General features: G+C 46.1%; 19 protein-coding genes. 12 read left to right on the top strand and 7 right to left on the bottom strand.

All coding sequences use genetic code 11. The features are described from left to right. Positions 1 to 168 precede the first annotated feature (168 nt). Positions 169 to 393: a helix-turn-helix domain-containing protein gene (locus tag LJ707_RS20390; protein ID WP_370632366.1), complete on the bottom strand. Its 225-nt coding sequence runs from the start codon at positions 391 to 393 to the stop codon at positions 169 to 171. A 280-nt stretch (positions 394 to 673) separates the two neighbouring features. Continuing rightward, positions 674 to 895 carry a helix-turn-helix domain-containing protein gene (locus tag LJ707_RS02265; protein ID WP_228949108.1) on the bottom strand — a complete coding sequence of 74 codons (222 nt, stop codon included), beginning with the start codon at positions 893 to 895 and terminating at the stop codon, positions 674 to 676. A gap of 313 nt (positions 896 to 1,208) precedes the next feature. Between LJ707_RS02265 and LJ707_RS02260 the strand changes: the two genes are divergently transcribed. The 4 genes from LJ707_RS02260 to LJ707_RS02245 all read left to right on the top strand — a co-directional run bounded on the left by LJ707_RS02260 (position 1,209) and on the right by LJ707_RS02245 (position 6,756). Beyond that, positions 1,209 to 1,490, top strand: a complete 282-nt coding sequence (locus tag LJ707_RS02260; protein WP_228949107.1) for a hypothetical protein — start codon at positions 1,209 to 1,211, stop codon at positions 1,488 to 1,490. Between the two features lie 104 nt (positions 1,491 to 1,594). Beyond that, positions 1,595 to 2,182, top strand: coding sequence for a TlpA disulfide reductase family protein (locus tag LJ707_RS02255; protein ID WP_228949106.1), 588 nt, complete (start codon positions 1,595 to 1,597; stop codon positions 2,180 to 2,182). After that, a complete protein-coding gene (locus tag LJ707_RS02250; protein WP_228949105.1) occupies positions 2,179 to 5,376 on the top strand; it encodes a SusC/RagA family TonB-linked outer membrane protein in 3,198 nt (1,065 codons plus the stop codon). Before LJ707_RS02255 ends, LJ707_RS02250 begins: the two co-directional genes overlap by 4 nt. A 9-nt stretch (positions 5,377 to 5,385) precedes the next feature. Then, positions 5,386 to 6,756, top strand: coding sequence for a RagB/SusD family nutrient uptake outer membrane protein (locus tag LJ707_RS02245; protein ID WP_228949104.1), 1,371 nt, complete (start codon positions 5,386 to 5,388; stop codon positions 6,754 to 6,756). 157 nt (positions 6,757 to 6,913) lie between these two features. Here the strand turns inward: LJ707_RS02245 and LJ707_RS02240 are convergent, their stop codons facing one another. From LJ707_RS02240 to LJ707_RS02225, 4 genes are all read right to left on the bottom strand, one after another. Then, on the bottom strand, positions 6,914 to 7,240 hold the full coding sequence (locus tag LJ707_RS02240; RefSeq protein WP_228949103.1) for a DUF6520 family protein: 327 nt from the start codon (positions 7,238 to 7,240) through the stop codon (positions 6,914 to 6,916). Between the two features lie 150 nt (positions 7,241 to 7,390). Next, the gene (locus tag LJ707_RS20385) at positions 7,391 to 7,831 is read right to left on the bottom strand and encodes a MauE/DoxX family redox-associated membrane protein (RefSeq protein ID WP_370632365.1); all 441 of its coding nucleotides are present in this window, start codon (positions 7,829 to 7,831) and stop codon (positions 7,391 to 7,393) included. 36 nt (positions 7,832 to 7,867) lie between these two features. Further along, complete coding sequence (locus LJ707_RS20380; RefSeq protein ID WP_370632364.1) at positions 7,868 to 8,074, bottom strand: DeoR family transcriptional regulator; 207 nt, start codon at positions 8,072 to 8,074, stop codon at positions 7,868 to 7,870. Between the two features lie 111 nt (positions 8,075 to 8,185). Continuing rightward, entirely contained in the window at positions 8,186 to 8,497 is a 312-nt protein-coding gene (locus tag LJ707_RS02225) for a helix-turn-helix transcriptional regulator (protein ID WP_228949100.1), read from the bottom strand. Between the two features lie 133 nt (positions 8,498 to 8,630). On the opposite strand from LJ707_RS02225, the gene LJ707_RS02220 reads away from it, so the two are divergent. After that, positions 8,631 to 8,798: a hypothetical protein gene (locus LJ707_RS02220; protein WP_228949099.1), complete on the top strand. Its 168-nt coding sequence runs from the start codon at positions 8,631 to 8,633 to the stop codon at positions 8,796 to 8,798. A 42-nt stretch (positions 8,799 to 8,840) separates the two neighbouring features. Here LJ707_RS02220 and LJ707_RS02215 read toward each other — a convergent pair whose 3' ends face one another. Then, positions 8,841 to 9,455, bottom strand: coding sequence for a rhomboid family intramembrane serine protease (locus LJ707_RS02215; protein WP_228949098.1), 615 nt, complete (start codon positions 9,453 to 9,455; stop codon positions 8,841 to 8,843). A 104-nt stretch (positions 9,456 to 9,559) separates the two neighbouring features. On the opposite strand from LJ707_RS02215, the gene LJ707_RS02210 reads away from it, so the two are divergent. The 7 genes from LJ707_RS02210 to LJ707_RS02180 all read left to right on the top strand — a co-directional run bounded on the left by LJ707_RS02210 (position 9,560) and on the right by LJ707_RS02180 (position 16,336). Next, positions 9,560 to 10,201, top strand: coding sequence for a hypothetical protein (locus tag LJ707_RS02210; RefSeq protein ID WP_228949097.1), 642 nt, complete (start codon positions 9,560 to 9,562; stop codon positions 10,199 to 10,201). 32 nt (positions 10,202 to 10,233) lie between these two features. Continuing rightward, on the top strand, positions 10,234 to 11,595 hold the full coding sequence (locus LJ707_RS02205; protein ID WP_228949096.1) for a cysteine peptidase family C39 domain-containing protein: 1,362 nt from the start codon (positions 10,234 to 10,236) through the stop codon (positions 11,593 to 11,595). 74 nt (positions 11,596 to 11,669) lie between these two features. After that, positions 11,670 to 12,509 (top strand): RteC domain-containing protein, encoded by an 840-nt coding sequence (locus LJ707_RS02200; RefSeq protein WP_228949095.1) that lies wholly within the window; start codon positions 11,670 to 11,672, stop codon positions 12,507 to 12,509. 428 nt (positions 12,510 to 12,937) lie between these two features. Continuing rightward, positions 12,938 to 13,867, top strand: a complete 930-nt coding sequence (locus LJ707_RS02195; RefSeq protein ID WP_228949094.1) for a toprim domain-containing protein — start codon at positions 12,938 to 12,940, stop codon at positions 13,865 to 13,867. A 139-nt stretch (positions 13,868 to 14,006) separates the two neighbouring features. After that, positions 14,007 to 14,417, top strand: coding sequence for a plasmid mobilization relaxosome protein MobC (gene mobC, locus LJ707_RS02190; RefSeq protein ID WP_228949093.1), 411 nt, complete (start codon positions 14,007 to 14,009; stop codon positions 14,415 to 14,417). Positions 14,418 to 15,033: 616 nt separating this feature from the next. After that, positions 15,034 to 15,354 carry a hypothetical protein gene (locus tag LJ707_RS02185; RefSeq protein ID WP_228949092.1) on the top strand — a complete coding sequence of 107 codons (321 nt, stop codon included), beginning with the start codon at positions 15,034 to 15,036 and terminating at the stop codon, positions 15,352 to 15,354. Positions 15,355 to 15,379: 25 nt separating this feature from the next. Further along, a complete protein-coding gene (locus tag LJ707_RS02180) occupies positions 15,380 to 16,336 on the top strand; it encodes a relaxase/mobilization nuclease domain-containing protein (protein ID WP_228949091.1) in 957 nt (318 codons plus the stop codon). The last annotated feature ends 2 nt before the right edge of the window (positions 16,337 to 16,338 follow it).

Raw genomic sequence — 16,338 nt, 5'->3', positions numbered from 1 at the left:
TTTAGACAATTAACCGCTACTAAAATTAATAATGCTAAAATTATTAAATTAACAAACCAGGCTACTTGCAATTAAACGACAATATATACTAGCTAACAAAATTAGCAATTAATTAATTAATTAATTCTTACCAAACTGCTATAACTTCACAAAAAACCAATCGAGTACTTAAAAATCCATCAATTCCTTTAGTGGAATATCAAGTCCGGCTGCCAATTCAGTAAGAGATATTAAACTTAAATTGTGATCACCATTTTCATACTTTTTAATTACAGAATGATCAAGATTGCAATTCAAAGCTAATTTTCGTAGGGAAAGATTTTTGTTTTTGCGCAGCGTTTGGAGATGGGATCCAAATTTTATAAGTATGTCTTTGTGACTTTCGCTACGCATTTCAATTTCTGAATACGAAAGTTGCCATTTTACAGCTTAAAAGTGGTGAGAAATATCTCACCATATCTTATATTTGATTCTCAAATTTCAAACATAATTCGTCGGTGCGACTTTTTTTACGGCATATTGATTTAAACGCACTATATCCAAATGGAAAAGCCTGATTTTAGAAAAGGAAAAACTAAAAATCAATTAATTTTCGGTGTAAGCCTTATTATTCTATGGATTATAATTTACTTGGTGGGTTGCCTCAAATTAATATAAGTGTTGCAAGAAATTATTAGAAATCCAAAAGCAATTTAGGCTCAACTTCTAATCCTTTGGCAAGTTCAAAAATTGTTGACAATTGTACATCCCATTTTGCATTTTCGATTTTGGATATTTGACTATCATCTAAATCACATTTAGCAGCCAAAGCCCTTAACGACAAACCTTTTTCCTCTCTGATTTTTTTTAAATTTCGTCCGAAATCTTCTTGAACCCTCTTGTAATCGCTTTTCAATTTTTGTAAGATAAGTGCGATTCAAGGTCTTTGAATAATTTAAAATAATTGCGGTAGAATACTTCCGCAATTATAAAAAAAGATTATATTTGTTTTGCGATACTTCAGTCAAAGAAATTGAAGCAATCGCTTTTTGTCTCGTCTTAGAAACCTGAGAAATTTTAGAGCCGCGAGACGGTAAGTGTATTGCCCACGCCATAGGTGTGGGCTCTCTTATCGTGGCGGCACTTCTCAGGGCCTCTAAGACGGTAAGTTGAGTCCACGCCTATGGCGTTTCTTATTCACCCGACTTACCATTTATTAATATAACTCGATGGAAGCGGCAATACAACAATATGATTTTAATGCATCCTTACATTTAAGTGATGTGGTGTCTAAGTTCTTCGCGAATCATACACCTGAAGCCGCCAAGGTGATGTTTTGGAAATTGTTCCAATGCTGGGCAACTAAAGAATGCACCTACAAAGCAGAAGTTTCAGACGAAGAAGTAGCCCTGTTCTTCGATCAGTTAACAGACCTGGTGGCCGCGGCTTACATATTACATCAGGCGAACGGGGTTCCCGAAAATCCGCAGAAAGGAGAAGGACATGATTAGCTATCCTGTCCAGAACTGGGTTCTGCTTATCTCTCCTGCTGAATAATTATGCTCCATATTTCAGGAGATAATTAATCCATTTTTCACAACTAATCTTAACGAAAATGAAGCTAAAAATATGCTTACTGGGAGTGCTTTGCCTTTTTTTTCAGGCCCGTTCCCATGCTCAAAATACTCCAAAGTATTTAAAACCAGGCGATAAAATGCCTGATCTGGAAATCACCAACATCATAAACTGGAAACATAAATCGGCAAGGATCTCGGATTTCAAGGGTAAAGTTATCATTCTTGATTTCTGGAATACATTCTGTAGCGGATGTATCGCCGGATTTCCTCATCTCGATTCCCTCCAGCGTCAGTTTGGGAATAAACTTCAGGTTATTCTCGTAAATCCGGCAAGTAATCAGGAGACCATGCGAAGGATGAATATTCTTCTTGACAGAATGAACTCCTGGTCAGATCAAAAATTCATTCTTCCTATTGCTTTTAGGGACAGCACTATCTATCCAAATTTTGAATTCTACGGTGTGCCGTTTGGGGTATGGATCGACCCGGATGGTTCTATAGTCGGCTTTCCTCAAAAGAGTGAAATTACCGCAGCCAACATAGCAGCCCTCCTTGCCGGAAAGAAAATTGATATCAAACAGATCGTTGTCAAAAAGCCTAAAGTCACAAGAAAGGTAACGCTATGAAAGCCGGTAAATCAATATTATTTTTCCTCATTTCATTATTCATTGTCTGTGAAACAAAGGCTCAGGAAAGTATCATTTTATACGGGGACGTAAGATCTGATACAGGTCAGCCGCTTTCAGGAGTTACGTTCACGCTCCAGAGCCGGGTATTTAAGGATGTCACTAATGCACAAGGCAGATTTCAAGTATATATTCGGGGAAACGATACCATTACCTTCACCCTGATCGGCTACAAAACTGTCAAAAAGGTAATCGATACTAAAGTTAACTCGCTGATCCATATTACGATGGAGCCTTTGGTTCATGAATTGAAGGAAGTGTTAGTCAGTACAGGTTATCAGGATATTCCAAAGGAAAGAGCGACGGGTAGTTTTTATAAGCTGGATAATCAGCTGCTGAGCCAGCGCGTCGGTACTGATATTATCAGCAGAATTGAAGGCCTTACAAGCGGCTTGCAGATAGACCGGCGAAACCCGAATCAACAGACCATTCAGATCCGGGGATTGAGCACACTTGATATAGCTACGGCCACGCCACTGATCGTGCTTGATAATTTTCCTTATTCCGGTGATATCAATAATATCAATCCGAATGATATCGAAAGCGTTACAGTATTGAAAGATGCGGCAGCTTCATCCATATGGGGTGCCCGTGCCGGGAATGGTGTCATCGTGATCAATACTAAGAAGGCCAGGCTGAATCAGCCGTTACAAGTAACCTTCAACAGCAATATTTCATTGCGTCAAAAGCCGAATTTGCTTTCTGCCAACCAGTTATCCTCTTCCAGTTACATCGATCTGGAAAAAAATCTTTTCGCTCAGGGTTTTTATGATAACCTTTTTTCCGATCCCGCATATCCAGCGGTTTCTCAGGTCGTCGATTTGCTCAATCAGGCAAGAAATGGTACCATTTCCGGTCCCCAGGCTGAACAGCAGATCAATCAGCTCAGGTCAAAAGATGTTCGAAGTGACATGCAAAAATATCTATACCGAAACTCGGTCAATCACCAGTATCATTTGAATCTGACCGGCGCAGGTAATGGCATTCGGTATTTATTTTCAGCAGGTTATGATAAAAACAACGATAATCTTATTGGCAACGGAAGTGACAGGATTACCTTGAGATCGAACAATGTAATCGATCTTACCCAAAAATGGCAGCTGTCAACCGACTTGCTGTTGACCAAAAGTAATTCAATGGCTAATAGCCCGGGCGGGTATGGTTCTTATACCAATAGTCGTATGTCCATTTCACCGTATGCTTCGCTGGTCAGCAGTGACGGCAGTCCAGCCGCAGTAGATCTTTATCACAGCCGGGCATTCACCGATACCGCAGGAAATGGCAGACTACTGGATTGGAAATATCGTCCCTTACAGGAATTACAAAATAACGACAACCGCTCGAAAATGTCTGACATATTGCTGAATCTCGGCATGAACTATAAGCTTTTCAAATCTTTAAAAGCGGATGTAAAATATCAGTATGAACAATCATGGTCATCCGCTGATAACCTTCAAAACCTTAACAGTTATTCAACAAGGGATTATATAAATACCTTTACTCAGCTAAATGGCAGCAGCGTTTTTTACGCCATACCAAAGAAACCGATCCTGACATCGTTTAATCAAAGCAGCCAGCAACAGGCCATAAGAGGTCAGCTAAGCTTTGATCAGGCATTTGATTCAAAAAACAGGATTACAGCTATTGCAGGTATGGAGATCAGGGAAACCAAAAGCAACTCTACCAACTTCATAACTTACGGATATGACCCGAATACGCTAACAACCATTCCGGTTGATTTCGCAAATCTTTACCCAACTTATGATGCCATAAATGGGGATAGCTATATCTATGATAATAAGCTATTCAAGTCTTATCTGAATCGTTTCGTATCCTACTTTGCAAATGCTGCATATACCTATAGTTCAAAATACACCATAACGGCCTCGGCCCGCCGCGATGAATCCAATTTGTTTGGTGTCAGCACTAACCAAAAAGGGGTTCCTCTATGGTCGGCCGGAGCACTTTGGAGGGTCAATCGTGAAAGCTTTTATGGGATCAACTGGTTACCGGAGTTTTCACTCAGGGTCACCTATGGTGTAAGCGGAAATATTTCGCCCAATGAGTCTGCTTTAACGCGCATTCAATATCTTCAGGCATCCCTCAACCCGCTAAAAATACCATTTGCCGGCGTGACGGCACCACCTAACCCTCATCTGCGGTGGGAACAGGTCAAAACGCTTAATTTGGGTGTAGACTTTGAATTGTTTAATAACCGTTTAGGCGGTTCCATAGAGTACTATAATAAGCATTCGGATGATCTGATCAGCAGTGTACTGCTTGACCCGACAACTGGCTTTGCAAGTGCTAATCAGAATTCAGCCAGTATTTTCGCCAGAGGTACAGATATTGTGTTGAACTCACTCAATCTTGATGGTAATGTAAAATGGCGGACAACTTTATTGTTCAGTAATGTCAATTATAAAACCACAAAAAATCTAAACCCTTTGCCCCGGACAGGTTTTGTTTCGGACGGGACATCTATACTCCCTATTCTTGATCAAAACCCCTACGTCATTGTCAGTTACAGATGGGCGGGACTTGATCCAAAAACCGGTGACCCAATGGGCTATGTCAACGGAGTAGTCAGTAAAGACTATGCAGCAATAGCTCAAAACCCATTAGAGCAACAGGTAATAACCGGTTCGGCATTGCCGACAATTTTCGGGACCCTGCGTAATACACTTGACTGGCGTCAATTTTCATTGGCATTTAACTTATCATACCGGTTGAGCTATTATTTCCGAAAGCCGACCACATCCTATGAAAGCTTGCTTTCCGGAGGTTCAGGATATACAGATTATGATCAGCGCTGGCAAAAATCAGGTGATGAACAGCTCACCAACACACCATCCTTTATTTATCCGGGAAATGGTCTGAGGGACAATTTCTATCACTATGCCTCGGTCAATACAGAAAAAGCAGATAATATAAGGCTGGAAGAAATATATATGAGCTATACCATTCGGCCATATAAGAAATTCATTGGGATCAAATCGCTTCAGGTGTATCTTTTTGCCAATCAGCTTAACCTGATGTTATGGAAAGCCAACAAACCGGGTATTGATCCGGATATCCTTTACAATTATAAGCCACCTGTTGCTTATTCAGCCGGAGTGAAATTCAATCTTTAATCGAAAGCTATGAAAAAAATAAATGTTGATCTTATTGCAGGCAGCATAATTAAATTAATGCTTTGCCTGTCCATTCCGGCTTTGTTTGCCGGATGCAAAAAATATCTGGACGCTAAGCCGGATCAATCTATATCAACCCCTTCAACAATCGATGATCTTGAGGGTTTACTCGACGCATATAGCACAGTAAACGCACGATATCCTTCAGCTCCGGAAGTTGCTTCCGATGATTATTACCTGACAGCTGCAGACTTCAATGGCCTGAATGATGCCCAGCGAAGTTACTACAGCTGGCAAAAGTCCCCGAATTTTGTGGCTGACTACAGTTCCCCTTACCAGGGTGTAGAATATGCAAACGTGATTCTCGATGCCCTGCCAAAAATATCTGGAGGTGATGAATCGGCAAGAAACAAGATCAGGGGAAATGCCTTATTTATAAGAGGTTCATATCACTATGCGATAGCGCAGGTTTTTGCCAAACCATATTCATCATCTGCAAATTCAGATCTTGGGATCGCCCTGCGCCAAACGGCGGATGCCGGGGTTAAACCGGTCAGAGCGAATTTGGCGGATACCTATACGGCAATTATTTCCGATATAAAGAACAGTCTCCCGCTTTTGCCGTCTTCGTCAACTCTAAAATACAGAGCAAGTAAACCCGCTGCTTACGGTTTACTTGCAAGGGTTTATTTATCTATGAGAGATTATAAAAATGCCGGTCTGTTCGCTGATTCAGCATTGGCTCTCTACAATACCCTCATCAACTATAATACCTTAAGCGCTACTGCAACGCTTCCGTTTAAACAATTTAATGATGAGGTGATCTATGACTCCAGGGCTTTAGGTGCATCCGCTTTAACCCAGGCTAAGGCGAAGATCGATACCTTGCTGTACACATCTTATGCTTCTACCGATCTGAGAAGGACAATCCTATTTAAAACCGGCACCGGAAGTTCATTTAACTTTAAAGGCACTTATGCCGGGGTGACCGGAACGTTTTTATTCAATGGCATAGCCACCGACGAGCTGTATCTGATCAAAGCAGAAACGGCGGTTCGCAATGGTGATACTCAAAACGCTTTGATCGCGCTTAATAAACTATTAATGAACAGATGGAAAACCGGCACCTTCGTTCCTTACGCGATCACCGACCAGACACAATTGCTCAACATTGTTCTTAAAGAAAGAAGAAAGGAGTTGCCTTTCCGAACGCTACGCTGGAGTGACCTTCGCCGGTTGAATCAGGAACCGGCATTTGCGAGAACATTAACGCGGAATTTATCAGGTACCACTTACACGCTGGAACCTAATTCTTTGAGGTATGTCTTTCAGATCGATCAAAAAGCAGTCGACATAAGCGGGCTTCAGCAGAATCCCTGATGAGATCACTTACCGTTTCGACACCGGGAATAGTGAAGAACGGTTCCTTGTTGCTTGAAGAGAAATATCATGAATGTCTACCTATCATAATAGCCGATTCAAATAAATAAAAAAGCTGCCTGGATCTGGCAGCTTTTTTATTTGAACTGGCGTCAAATTATGGTTCCATTCCAATGGCGTCATCAGCGGGCGAATGGTTTTGCTGCGAGGTCCAAAGGTTGGATTTCTCGGCGTTGAATTCGGTTGAGGCCGGGTTTTGCCCAACAGTTTTTGCGGTGGGCAATGTAACACCACAAACATTTTCTACATCAGCGCAAGGATCTAAAGTTTGTGCCTGATAATTGGTGATACTTTGAACATCACCTGAAGTCCTGGCTGCCGGGCCGATATATTTAAAGAAATTGCTGGTGCTTTTCTTTGCAGTGAAAGCACTTGAACCAAAAGCCAGTATAATGGCTATAACAGGAATAATTAACTTTTTCATGATATATGCCGCTTTGTTAGATCAAAAAGCAAGCGAAAAACTTCAATGATAATTTTATTCAATGCTGTGCCTACTCTGTCTTCAGGTTTTCGGCTTGTCCTGTCCGCAATTGCAAACTCCCTTGTAAATGCAGTTATTTATGATTTCTGTTTAATTGTCACCGGGCTCCTTTCGCTGGTAAATGATTATGGTGAAAGTATTTAGTGCCAGAAAAACCAGGTTAAACCACAAATGGAAGGTCCAGCCCATGTGGCCGATCACTCCCCCGCAACCGCATGGGATATGTCCGAATGCGCGAAAAAGAATGAGCGCGATGTAAACCGTAAAGGCATACAACATGATCGCGGAAACATAAAAGAAAGATTTACTGAACCTGGCTATCAGCAGGCCTCCCCCGGTAATTATCTCTGCGGCCGGAAGTCCGTAAATGACAAAAAATTGAATGACCGGATATAGGGGCTGTTTATGGATCGCTTCTTTGAAGAATTGAAAGTCCATCAGTTTGCTCAGTGCTGCATAGAACCAGAGCAGGGCCAGCAATCCGGCGGAAAATGTGGTGATAAAGGCTTTATTGTGTTGTCTTATCGGCATGGAATAAAGGTATATTCGCCTTTGGGACAAAAAATGTCACTCTTTTTCTATCAGGAAATATTTTTTTTGGAGGCGGTCATACCGGATATGGTGACCGCGGTCACGCAGGTGATTGAGCATGCGTTTGACGGTACGTCCGCTGCAGCTGAACCTTGCTGCTGCATCATCGACAGTACGAAACCGGCTCTTCCGGATCAGTTCCAGGATATATTCCAGCCGTTTCTCATATGATCGATAATCCATAGCACCTTTCCCGTTGGTGAGGTGAATTTGGCGCAACGGGCAGGAAAAAGCTATAACCTCAACTTATAAACTATTTAAATTTCGGCTTCAATGTGTCACTGTGACGACCAGTCAAAGGATTGGCGGTGAAAAGCTCCTTGTTCCTAAACCTAACCGCCAGCGATTGGCCAGACTCCTGATCATGTCGGCGAAGCGATGATAATTGATACCACTGCCAAATTTAGGCTTGGGCATCAGCTCGAACGGCGAAATCTCCAAGATCTCGGCGATCTCAAAGGCTCGGGTAATGGTCATCTCGGTTTCGTTCCTTTCCAGGTTGGAATAGGCAGCCTGCGAAATTTCCAGCATAAATGCCATGTATTCCTGGCTGAAGCCCCTGATCACTCGCTGAACCCTCACCTTTTCTCCTATACTCTGCTGCATTTACTTAATACCTTTTGATATTATTTCTATAAGCAAAAGTAATAAAATACAAGTTAATGTTTTAGCTACCGCAGGAAACAGTAAGGAACTTTATCAAGCTTTCAATTCAGGGAGCGCTTAAAATATAATTATCATGAAAGAATTATCAGATGCACAGGCAAAGCAGATGATCGGGGGCGCGACTTCGTGCGGCTACCACATCGTCGTTTCAGCTACAGTCGGGGGATTGTTCGGCGGTGCCGGCGCGGCCATCGGTGCCGTGATCGCAGCCACCGGCCCATCCTGCCTCGGTTGGTGGTAACAGGACGCAACACCGGAAGTATACTTCTACCCGGTGTTGCTTCTAAAAAATGATGCCGCAACAAATCACCGTAGCGGCAATCCCTCCCAATGCGCTGAAGAAGTGCAGTTCGTTATCCAGCATTTCATTACCCGACCGCCATCGATACACCATCAGTCCCAGGATCACCAGCAAAGCGGCAAATTCATTTTCCACTGCACCGGCCAGCGGTAAATAAAAAGCAACTTCGTGCGGTGCAAGGATCATAAAACTCATCATACAGCCCATGATGCTGCCGGACGCACCTGCACTGGAATACTCAAAATTATTCCTGTTCGACCAGGAAACGGTCATAGCTCCGGTCAAATGACTGAGCAGGTATATCGCCAGAAAGATCAGGCTTCCCGACCCATAACGCTCCGAAAGGAACATTTCCAGTTCTCCGCAGATGAAGAACAGCATCGCGCTGTTAATGAGCAGATGGACCAGGTCATGATGGATGAAATCCGATGTGATCAGACGCCAGAATTCTTTTCGTCTCCTGATACCGTAGGGATGCAGTATCCATTGATGGTAAAGGTCCCGCCGTCTCATACCGGCAATACTGACCGCAAAATTCAGGATGCCGATAACCGTGGTGACCGGGCGGCTGTCTAAGATGGGAATCAGGTCAGGCATAATTTTTTAATTTAAAAGCCCTATCACTTCTGCTTATAACTTACAATCTGTACTTATTGTTAATGACACTGTTCGGGCAGAATTTTACCAGAAAATCTGACGAAATGAAATACTTTTATCATCACGGTAAACTCAGCCTGTCGCTGCTGCTCGGGATCACCTGCTTACTGATCTGTCTGACGAGCCATTATATCCTTACCCCTGAATTTTATGAAAACAGCGGTAACCCGCTTTCCGGTGTCCCGGGATCCGGCGCAGGCATTTATGATGCACTACAGCAATGGGTATATGTTTCAGCGATAGCTTATCTGCTGATTAAACTTGCCCTGGTCACACTGATCCTGCACACCGCCTGTTATCTGAGCGATATCAAGGTCTCTGCCGGCAAAATATTCAGGATAGCAGTTCTCGCTGATTTCATATTTCTAATACCGGCAGTCATCAAACTCCTGAGTTTTAAAGATATGTTCGAAAACGGCACCTTGTCAGACTGGCACCGTTACTATATGGGTTCCGCCCTTTCATTTTTCAGCAATATTCCGGCTGACTGGTATTACGCGCTTCAGTCACTGAATCTTTTTGAGGTAGGCTACTGGTTTATCCTGGCCTATGGATTATCTGAAGTCACGGATGCCGGTTTCGATAAGTCGCTCAGGATCGTGTTGGTTTCCTACGTCCCGGCGCTGGCGGTCTGGATCGCCGCTGTTACCTTCTTCTCGCTCCTGATGTTCCCTGCCACCGGGTAAATCCCGGGATTTGAACTTTAAATAGATGACCTATGAAAAATCTGTTGATGCTTAACAACACCTTCGTCAGGCAACGGGGGCCCGACGATTGCGGAATCGCCTGCATAGCCATGCTGCTTAATTATGCAGGGCGCTATGATGATGGTCTGCATTTACTCCTGTACGAGAACGCAACGCCCTCCGGACTGTCACTTTTCGACCTGCGGGAACTCGCCACCAGGAGCGGTTTGAAATCCCGGTGCGTCAGCATGGACGAAAATACCCTGCGCGCCCTTGATTCGCCCTGTATCCTCCGCACCCGTAATCCTGACGGGACCTATCATTTTGTCGTTTGCTTCGGGGCTGAGAGCAGCCGGGGAAAATGGAGATACCTGATCGGCGATCCGGCAACCGGAATGGCATGGCTTCCGGGTACTTCGCTGGAAAAGAGCTGGTGTGACGGGGCATCACTGTACGTGGAAGATTTGCGTCGCGGCCCGTTCAGGCTGGCCAATCATATCTGGTATGCCCTGCTCAAGACAGACTCCTTTCAGAAAACACTTTACATCAGCATCCCGGTCATGAATGCCGGCGTAACGTTATTCGGGATAGCCTTGTCGTGGTTGCTCCAGCGGGGCATCAGCGATTCACCCTCGGAGAAAAAGATAAGCCTGCTGGTTGCTACCGTCATCCTGCTTGGCTGCATGATGCTGGCTAAAAGCCTGTGCAGCTACCTCAGGCAGCAAATGCTCATCCGGCTTAACGGCGAGATCCGGCGAAAATACGTTTACCGCTTTATTGCCCGGTATTCGGGTAAACAAACTGATGCGGCAATTATAAAATCAGGGCTCAGGAACATACAAGTGATACAAAATGCTTTTATGGCGCTGCTTGGCGTCCTCTTCTGCGAAGGATCATTGGTCATGTTGCTGCTGGCAGGCCTCTGGTATTTCGAACCGGTGACCGCGCTGATCGATTCCCTTTATGTGCTGGTTGTCTTGTGGTTAGGTTTCTGTAATTCTACCTTTTTTACAGCGCGGCAGGCGGCATTGTCCGGAACGGAAAGTGCCAATGAAAAGGCGCTCGTACAGGCGTTGACCGGTGACCATGCGGCCCGTGATTCCCTGAAAATTCGATTGCAGGAACAGTCCGCCTATATTGAACAGGCCGGATCCCTGGCCGGATCGGTTAACCGTTACAACCTCCTCTATGATTGTTGCGGCACAGCAAGCGTTATCTGTGTCCTGATCAGCTGCCTTTACAACTTGCGCAACGGCCACATTTCCTATAATATGCTGATGACCGAAGTGATTATCAGTTTCTTTATCAGTGTGCTTACGCCGAGGATATGTCAGGCATTCCCCGTCATCAATGAGGGTGCAAGGCTAATCAGGCAATTTGAAAAATTAACTTAATGCCCGTAAAACGGAAGTACCGGCATTGCATGTTCCCGTGCGAAATGGGAAGGCGATGCCTAATTTTAAATATCATGGATCAGCAATTAGAAGAAATCAAAAAAGTTCTGAATGAAGACATTCTGGAACTGAATGAAATGGAGCCTGGATTGGAGAGGCTGAACCTTATGCTCAAAGCGATCGATACCGCTATTGCTGCGGTCAATCAGGTTCGTGACCAGCTGAAATTCACGGATGTGGACGAAGAGATCTTTTTCTTCAAGTATTTCCAGCCGGAAATATTGGCCAAACGCATCGAAGAGATCATGAAATACCATATTCACATGCACGTACCTATCGGCACGGATGCCAGCAGGATACGCTATTACGAGGATGAACTCAAAGCGCGCAAAAGCTTTTTCCGCATGAATAATTTCCACTACCAGTATTTTAAGACCGGGCTAACTGACCTCGACAGGCATTACTTCCTGGCAGATGCCGCGCCCCTGTCAGTCCCGGCGGCCGATCTTTCAGAATTCGGCAACCAGTTCTCGACCCCGATGACCTATCTTTTCGCCAAGTTTATCGCTTATGAATGCATACAATATTACCTGCTGGAACAGATCGCGCAGGTTACGCACCCGGAGTTACATGCGGTCAGATCAGCCCAGCCGGTATCCGACCTTCGCTGGACCGGAGATGCCGTTAATATTGTTGAACTGGCGTACGGTCTCTGGCTGACCGGCCAGCTGAACCATGGCAATGCCAGCCTCAACCAGATCGTACGCTGGCTCGAAAGCAGCCTGCAGGTTTCGATCGGTATTGTTCAGCGCCGTTTTAACGAGATCGAGCGACGGAAACGCCTGAGCTTTACCAAATTCATCGACCAGATGAAGGAAGCGATCCTCCGGAAGATCGACAGCGACAATTCCTGACGGTGCTCTCATTTTCTTTTCTTTTCAGCCGGTAATCTGCGCCGGTACCCGGGTGGCCGATTCAGGGCCGCCCTTTTTTTTGCCTGAAATTTATTTATCGGTAGTACCGAAAAGCTCCTGATTTACCCGGCCGGGATAGCGCCACCTTTGATCCGTTGGCCAGGACAAGCAATGGAATGCCAGGCCTCCTAAAGGATCTTTGACGTACGGGGACAAAGCATTATTCCGCGGGGAGCGGAAAATTCTGCGAAGGTGAGATCATATCAAGATACCGAAAACGCATTGGCAGGCGAAGGCCCGGCATGTAGATGCCGACGTGAGTAGTCCCGAAAATATATACCGGCAGAAGCGGATTGAACGGGTTCGTTACCCGCTGCCGGTACTGGCCCGGAGTGCTCCGGGGTACTTCATATTTAGCTGTAAATATCATGACGCAACTATTGAACGCGAAAGAGCTCAAAGAACAGGCTTCGATCGTCGACCTGCTCAGCCGTCTAGGCTTCGAACCTGTAAAAAAGTTCGGCAAGGAATACATGTACAGGAGTATGCTCAGGGAAGGCGACAATGATCCTTCCTTCAGCGTGGACGATAAACTGGGTGCCTGGTATGACCACGGAACCGGCAAAGGCGGGAACATTATTGACCTTGGACTGGCCTGCTGGCCCGATCTGAAATTTAATGAGGTCGTAGAAAAGATCCAGGTGGCCTGCAACATGGGTCCGCCTGTACGCAGGGAGGCCAGGCCACGCCTGCCGGTCAGGACACGCAACTATGTGATCGAAAGTATCAAAACGATAGGCACTCACCCGGCGATAACCGCTTACCTGCAAAGCCGCGGCGTTTTTGACATCGCCAAAAACCGGCTGAATGAAGTGTATTACCACGTCAAGAACGAGAAAGGCGAAAAGAAGCAGTTTTTTGCTGCCGGGTGGAAAAATGAGGCCGGAAGCTGGGAGGTCCGTAACCGCTATTTTAAAGGCTGCCTCGGCCAAAAGGCCATCAGCATTATCCCCGGCGATCCGAAATCGGTCGCCGTTTTTGAAGGCTATATGAATTACCTCAGCTGGCTGAGGGAGCGCCGGGGGGCGTCACAAAGTGTTATTGTCCTGAATACCCTTTCCTTGCTGGCAGAAGGCATCAGGCAGGCCATCAAGTACCCGGCCATAGACCTGTTTCTCGACAGGGATACTGCCGGGCTTCATGCGACTAAGGACTTTATCAAAGCATTGCCCTATGCCTCGGACCGTTCGGGAGCCTATGAAAAATTCAACGATTACAACGACAAGCTGGTCGCAGGGCTCAAGGCTGAACGCCTGCTTCCTGCATCGGGCGACGGCCCCAGGGGCCGCTCAGTCTAAGGGGCTGTCCTGCCCATTACGCAGTTCACCATAATCCGAAATCACTTTGATTTCGTTCGGGCAAGATGTCTTTTTGTCGGACAAAAAGAATCTTGCCCCTCCGGGGGACTGGTCAAAACTTCGCAACTCGTTTTTCTTTATGGCTGATCAGAAAAGGCTTCAGGGAAGGCCAAAACTCGGAAACGGCAAACGGGTGAAAAAGCTGGATGTCCGGTTTACACAGGAAGAATATGACCTGATCATTGCGATGGAAAAGGAATTCGGGATCAGCAAAACCGAAATATTGCGGATGCGGGTCCTGAACGATGCCGGCCGGATCATTGTCAATGGGGCTGAGCTGCTGAAAGTGCTGGACAAAGCCGGGGCTGAACTTGGCCGCTCGGGCAACAATATCAACCAGCTGGCTAAACATGCCAATACTTTAAAACTTCAGGGAAGCGTGCCGCCACAGGTCATCGGTAACTTTAACCGGTTGATGGAAGAATATATTGCCATCCAGCGCTTGCTGGAAACCTCGCTGAGGAAGATCATCCGGCTGATGGGGAAATGATATCCGGTTCTACTGCATTCCTGTTCCTGCGATAGCCTGATGCATTGTTACGATTTTAGCTTGTTATCAAGCGGCAGCGTTATCAATTTACCGCGTTCTGCTGTTATACCGGTACCGGGTTACCGGGTTACACGGTTCAATCGTTAGCGGGTTATGGTGCCGGACGGATAGCCCGATCCGTCGTTATTTTGGTAGCCTGGCCCATTGTTACCAAACCGCCCGGATGCTTGGATAGGAAGGTGCCGGGTTACCGGGTTATCCTGATCAGCTGTTCAGCAGCTCTCCTGATCTAACGGTATCCGGTTACCTGGTTACATCGCGCTTTAATGCTGAAGTTCTATCGCTGCCCCTGTACCGGGTTACAGCGTTATTAAATGCTACCGTTCAGTTGATACCCCTGCCCGGCTGTCCCTCCATGAACCGGTACCCATTTTCTTTTTAATTCCAGCCCATGCCTACCTTCGAGCATTTCAGGTGTCCGCTTAACCGCTATACCTTTCAAATCAGGCCGCTGCGGGAATGGGTGGAAAGAACCTGTGAAGGGCAGGTATTGAACCTGTTCGCCGGTAAGACGCGCTTGAAAGTGAATGAAATCCGGAACGATCTCGATCCGGAAATGCCGGCTGCGTACCACCTGGACGCGCTGCAGTTTCTGTTATCCTGGAACGGCGGCAGGTTCAATACGATCCTGCTTGATCCGCCCTATGCCTACCGAAAGAGTATGGAACTTTATAAAGGCATGGTCTGCAGTCCTTTCCGTCAGTTGAAAGATGCGATTCCCCGCGTACTTGTACCCGGCGGCCTCGTCATCACCTTCGGTTACCATTCCGTAGTTATGGGTAAAAGCAGGGATTTTAAACTGGAGAAGATCGCCCTTTTCAGTCATGGCGGTGCCATTCATGATACCATCGCTGCGGTGGAAAGGTACCGGCCTTAACAATGTGCAGTTCTAATTTGATACCATGATTGTGAAGATACTGGCACCTGCTGCAGGCTTTACGGGGGTGAGTTACAATACCCGGAAAATAGATAAGAACAAGGGTGAACTGATGAAGACGGCGAATTTCGGTTCGCTGCAGTCACTTGGTCAGCTTAAACCCAAAGACTATATCAATTACCTGACGGCGCTTTCCGCATTGAATAAGCATGTCAGGCTGCCACAGTTCCATGCGGTGATATCGGGCAGGGGGCGGTCATACGATAAGGTTACACTGACCGGAATCGCCGAAAGCTGGCTGAAAGAAATGGGCTATGGCGATCAGCCGTACCTGATCGTTTACCATAAGGACACCGGTAACAACCACGTTCACATCGTTAGCAGCCGCGTGGGGCGCGACGGTAAAAAGATCAGCAGTGCTTATGAACATGTGAGGGCTCAGCGGAATATCAATAAGGTACTGGGCTACGAAATGGCCATGCAGTACAGGTTCAGTACCCGTGCGCAGTTTTGCATGATCCTGGAATCGGGAGGCTTTCCGGGTACAGACCCCGATGAACAGCAGATCAGGGATAAAATAGAAGGCTATGTTCCGGACAAGCGGCATGCAGCCGGAATCGCTGCGCTGCTGAGGCAGCACAAACACCGACCCGGATTCGCATCGTTCCTGAAGGAGAATTACCGGATCGAACTTATATTTCATTCCGCAGAAGGTCAGAAGCCGTATGGCTATTCCATTATCGACCACGGGGCCAAAATGGTTTTCAAGGGCAGCGAAGTGCTGCCGCTGAAAGAACTGATGCTCACAGCCGGCGTGCCTGCCGGGCCGGCCGGTAAAGAAACCGGAATACAGGCCGAAGTCGCAGCGGCAGAAACCCCGGTTTATGTCCCGCCGGTCAGTATTGCCGATGACGTGGACGATCAGCAGATACACGGGATGGGCCGGAGACGGCAAAGGAAAGCCCGCACCAATACCAGATAACA

The organism is Mucilaginibacter sp. UR6-1, from assembly GCF_020880975.1.
Taxonomy (GTDB): Bacteria; Bacteroidota; Bacteroidia; order Sphingobacteriales; family Sphingobacteriaceae; genus Mucilaginibacter.
The sequence above is the reverse complement of the archived record's forward strand: the minus strand, read 5'-3'. Positions and strand labels throughout refer to the sequence as shown.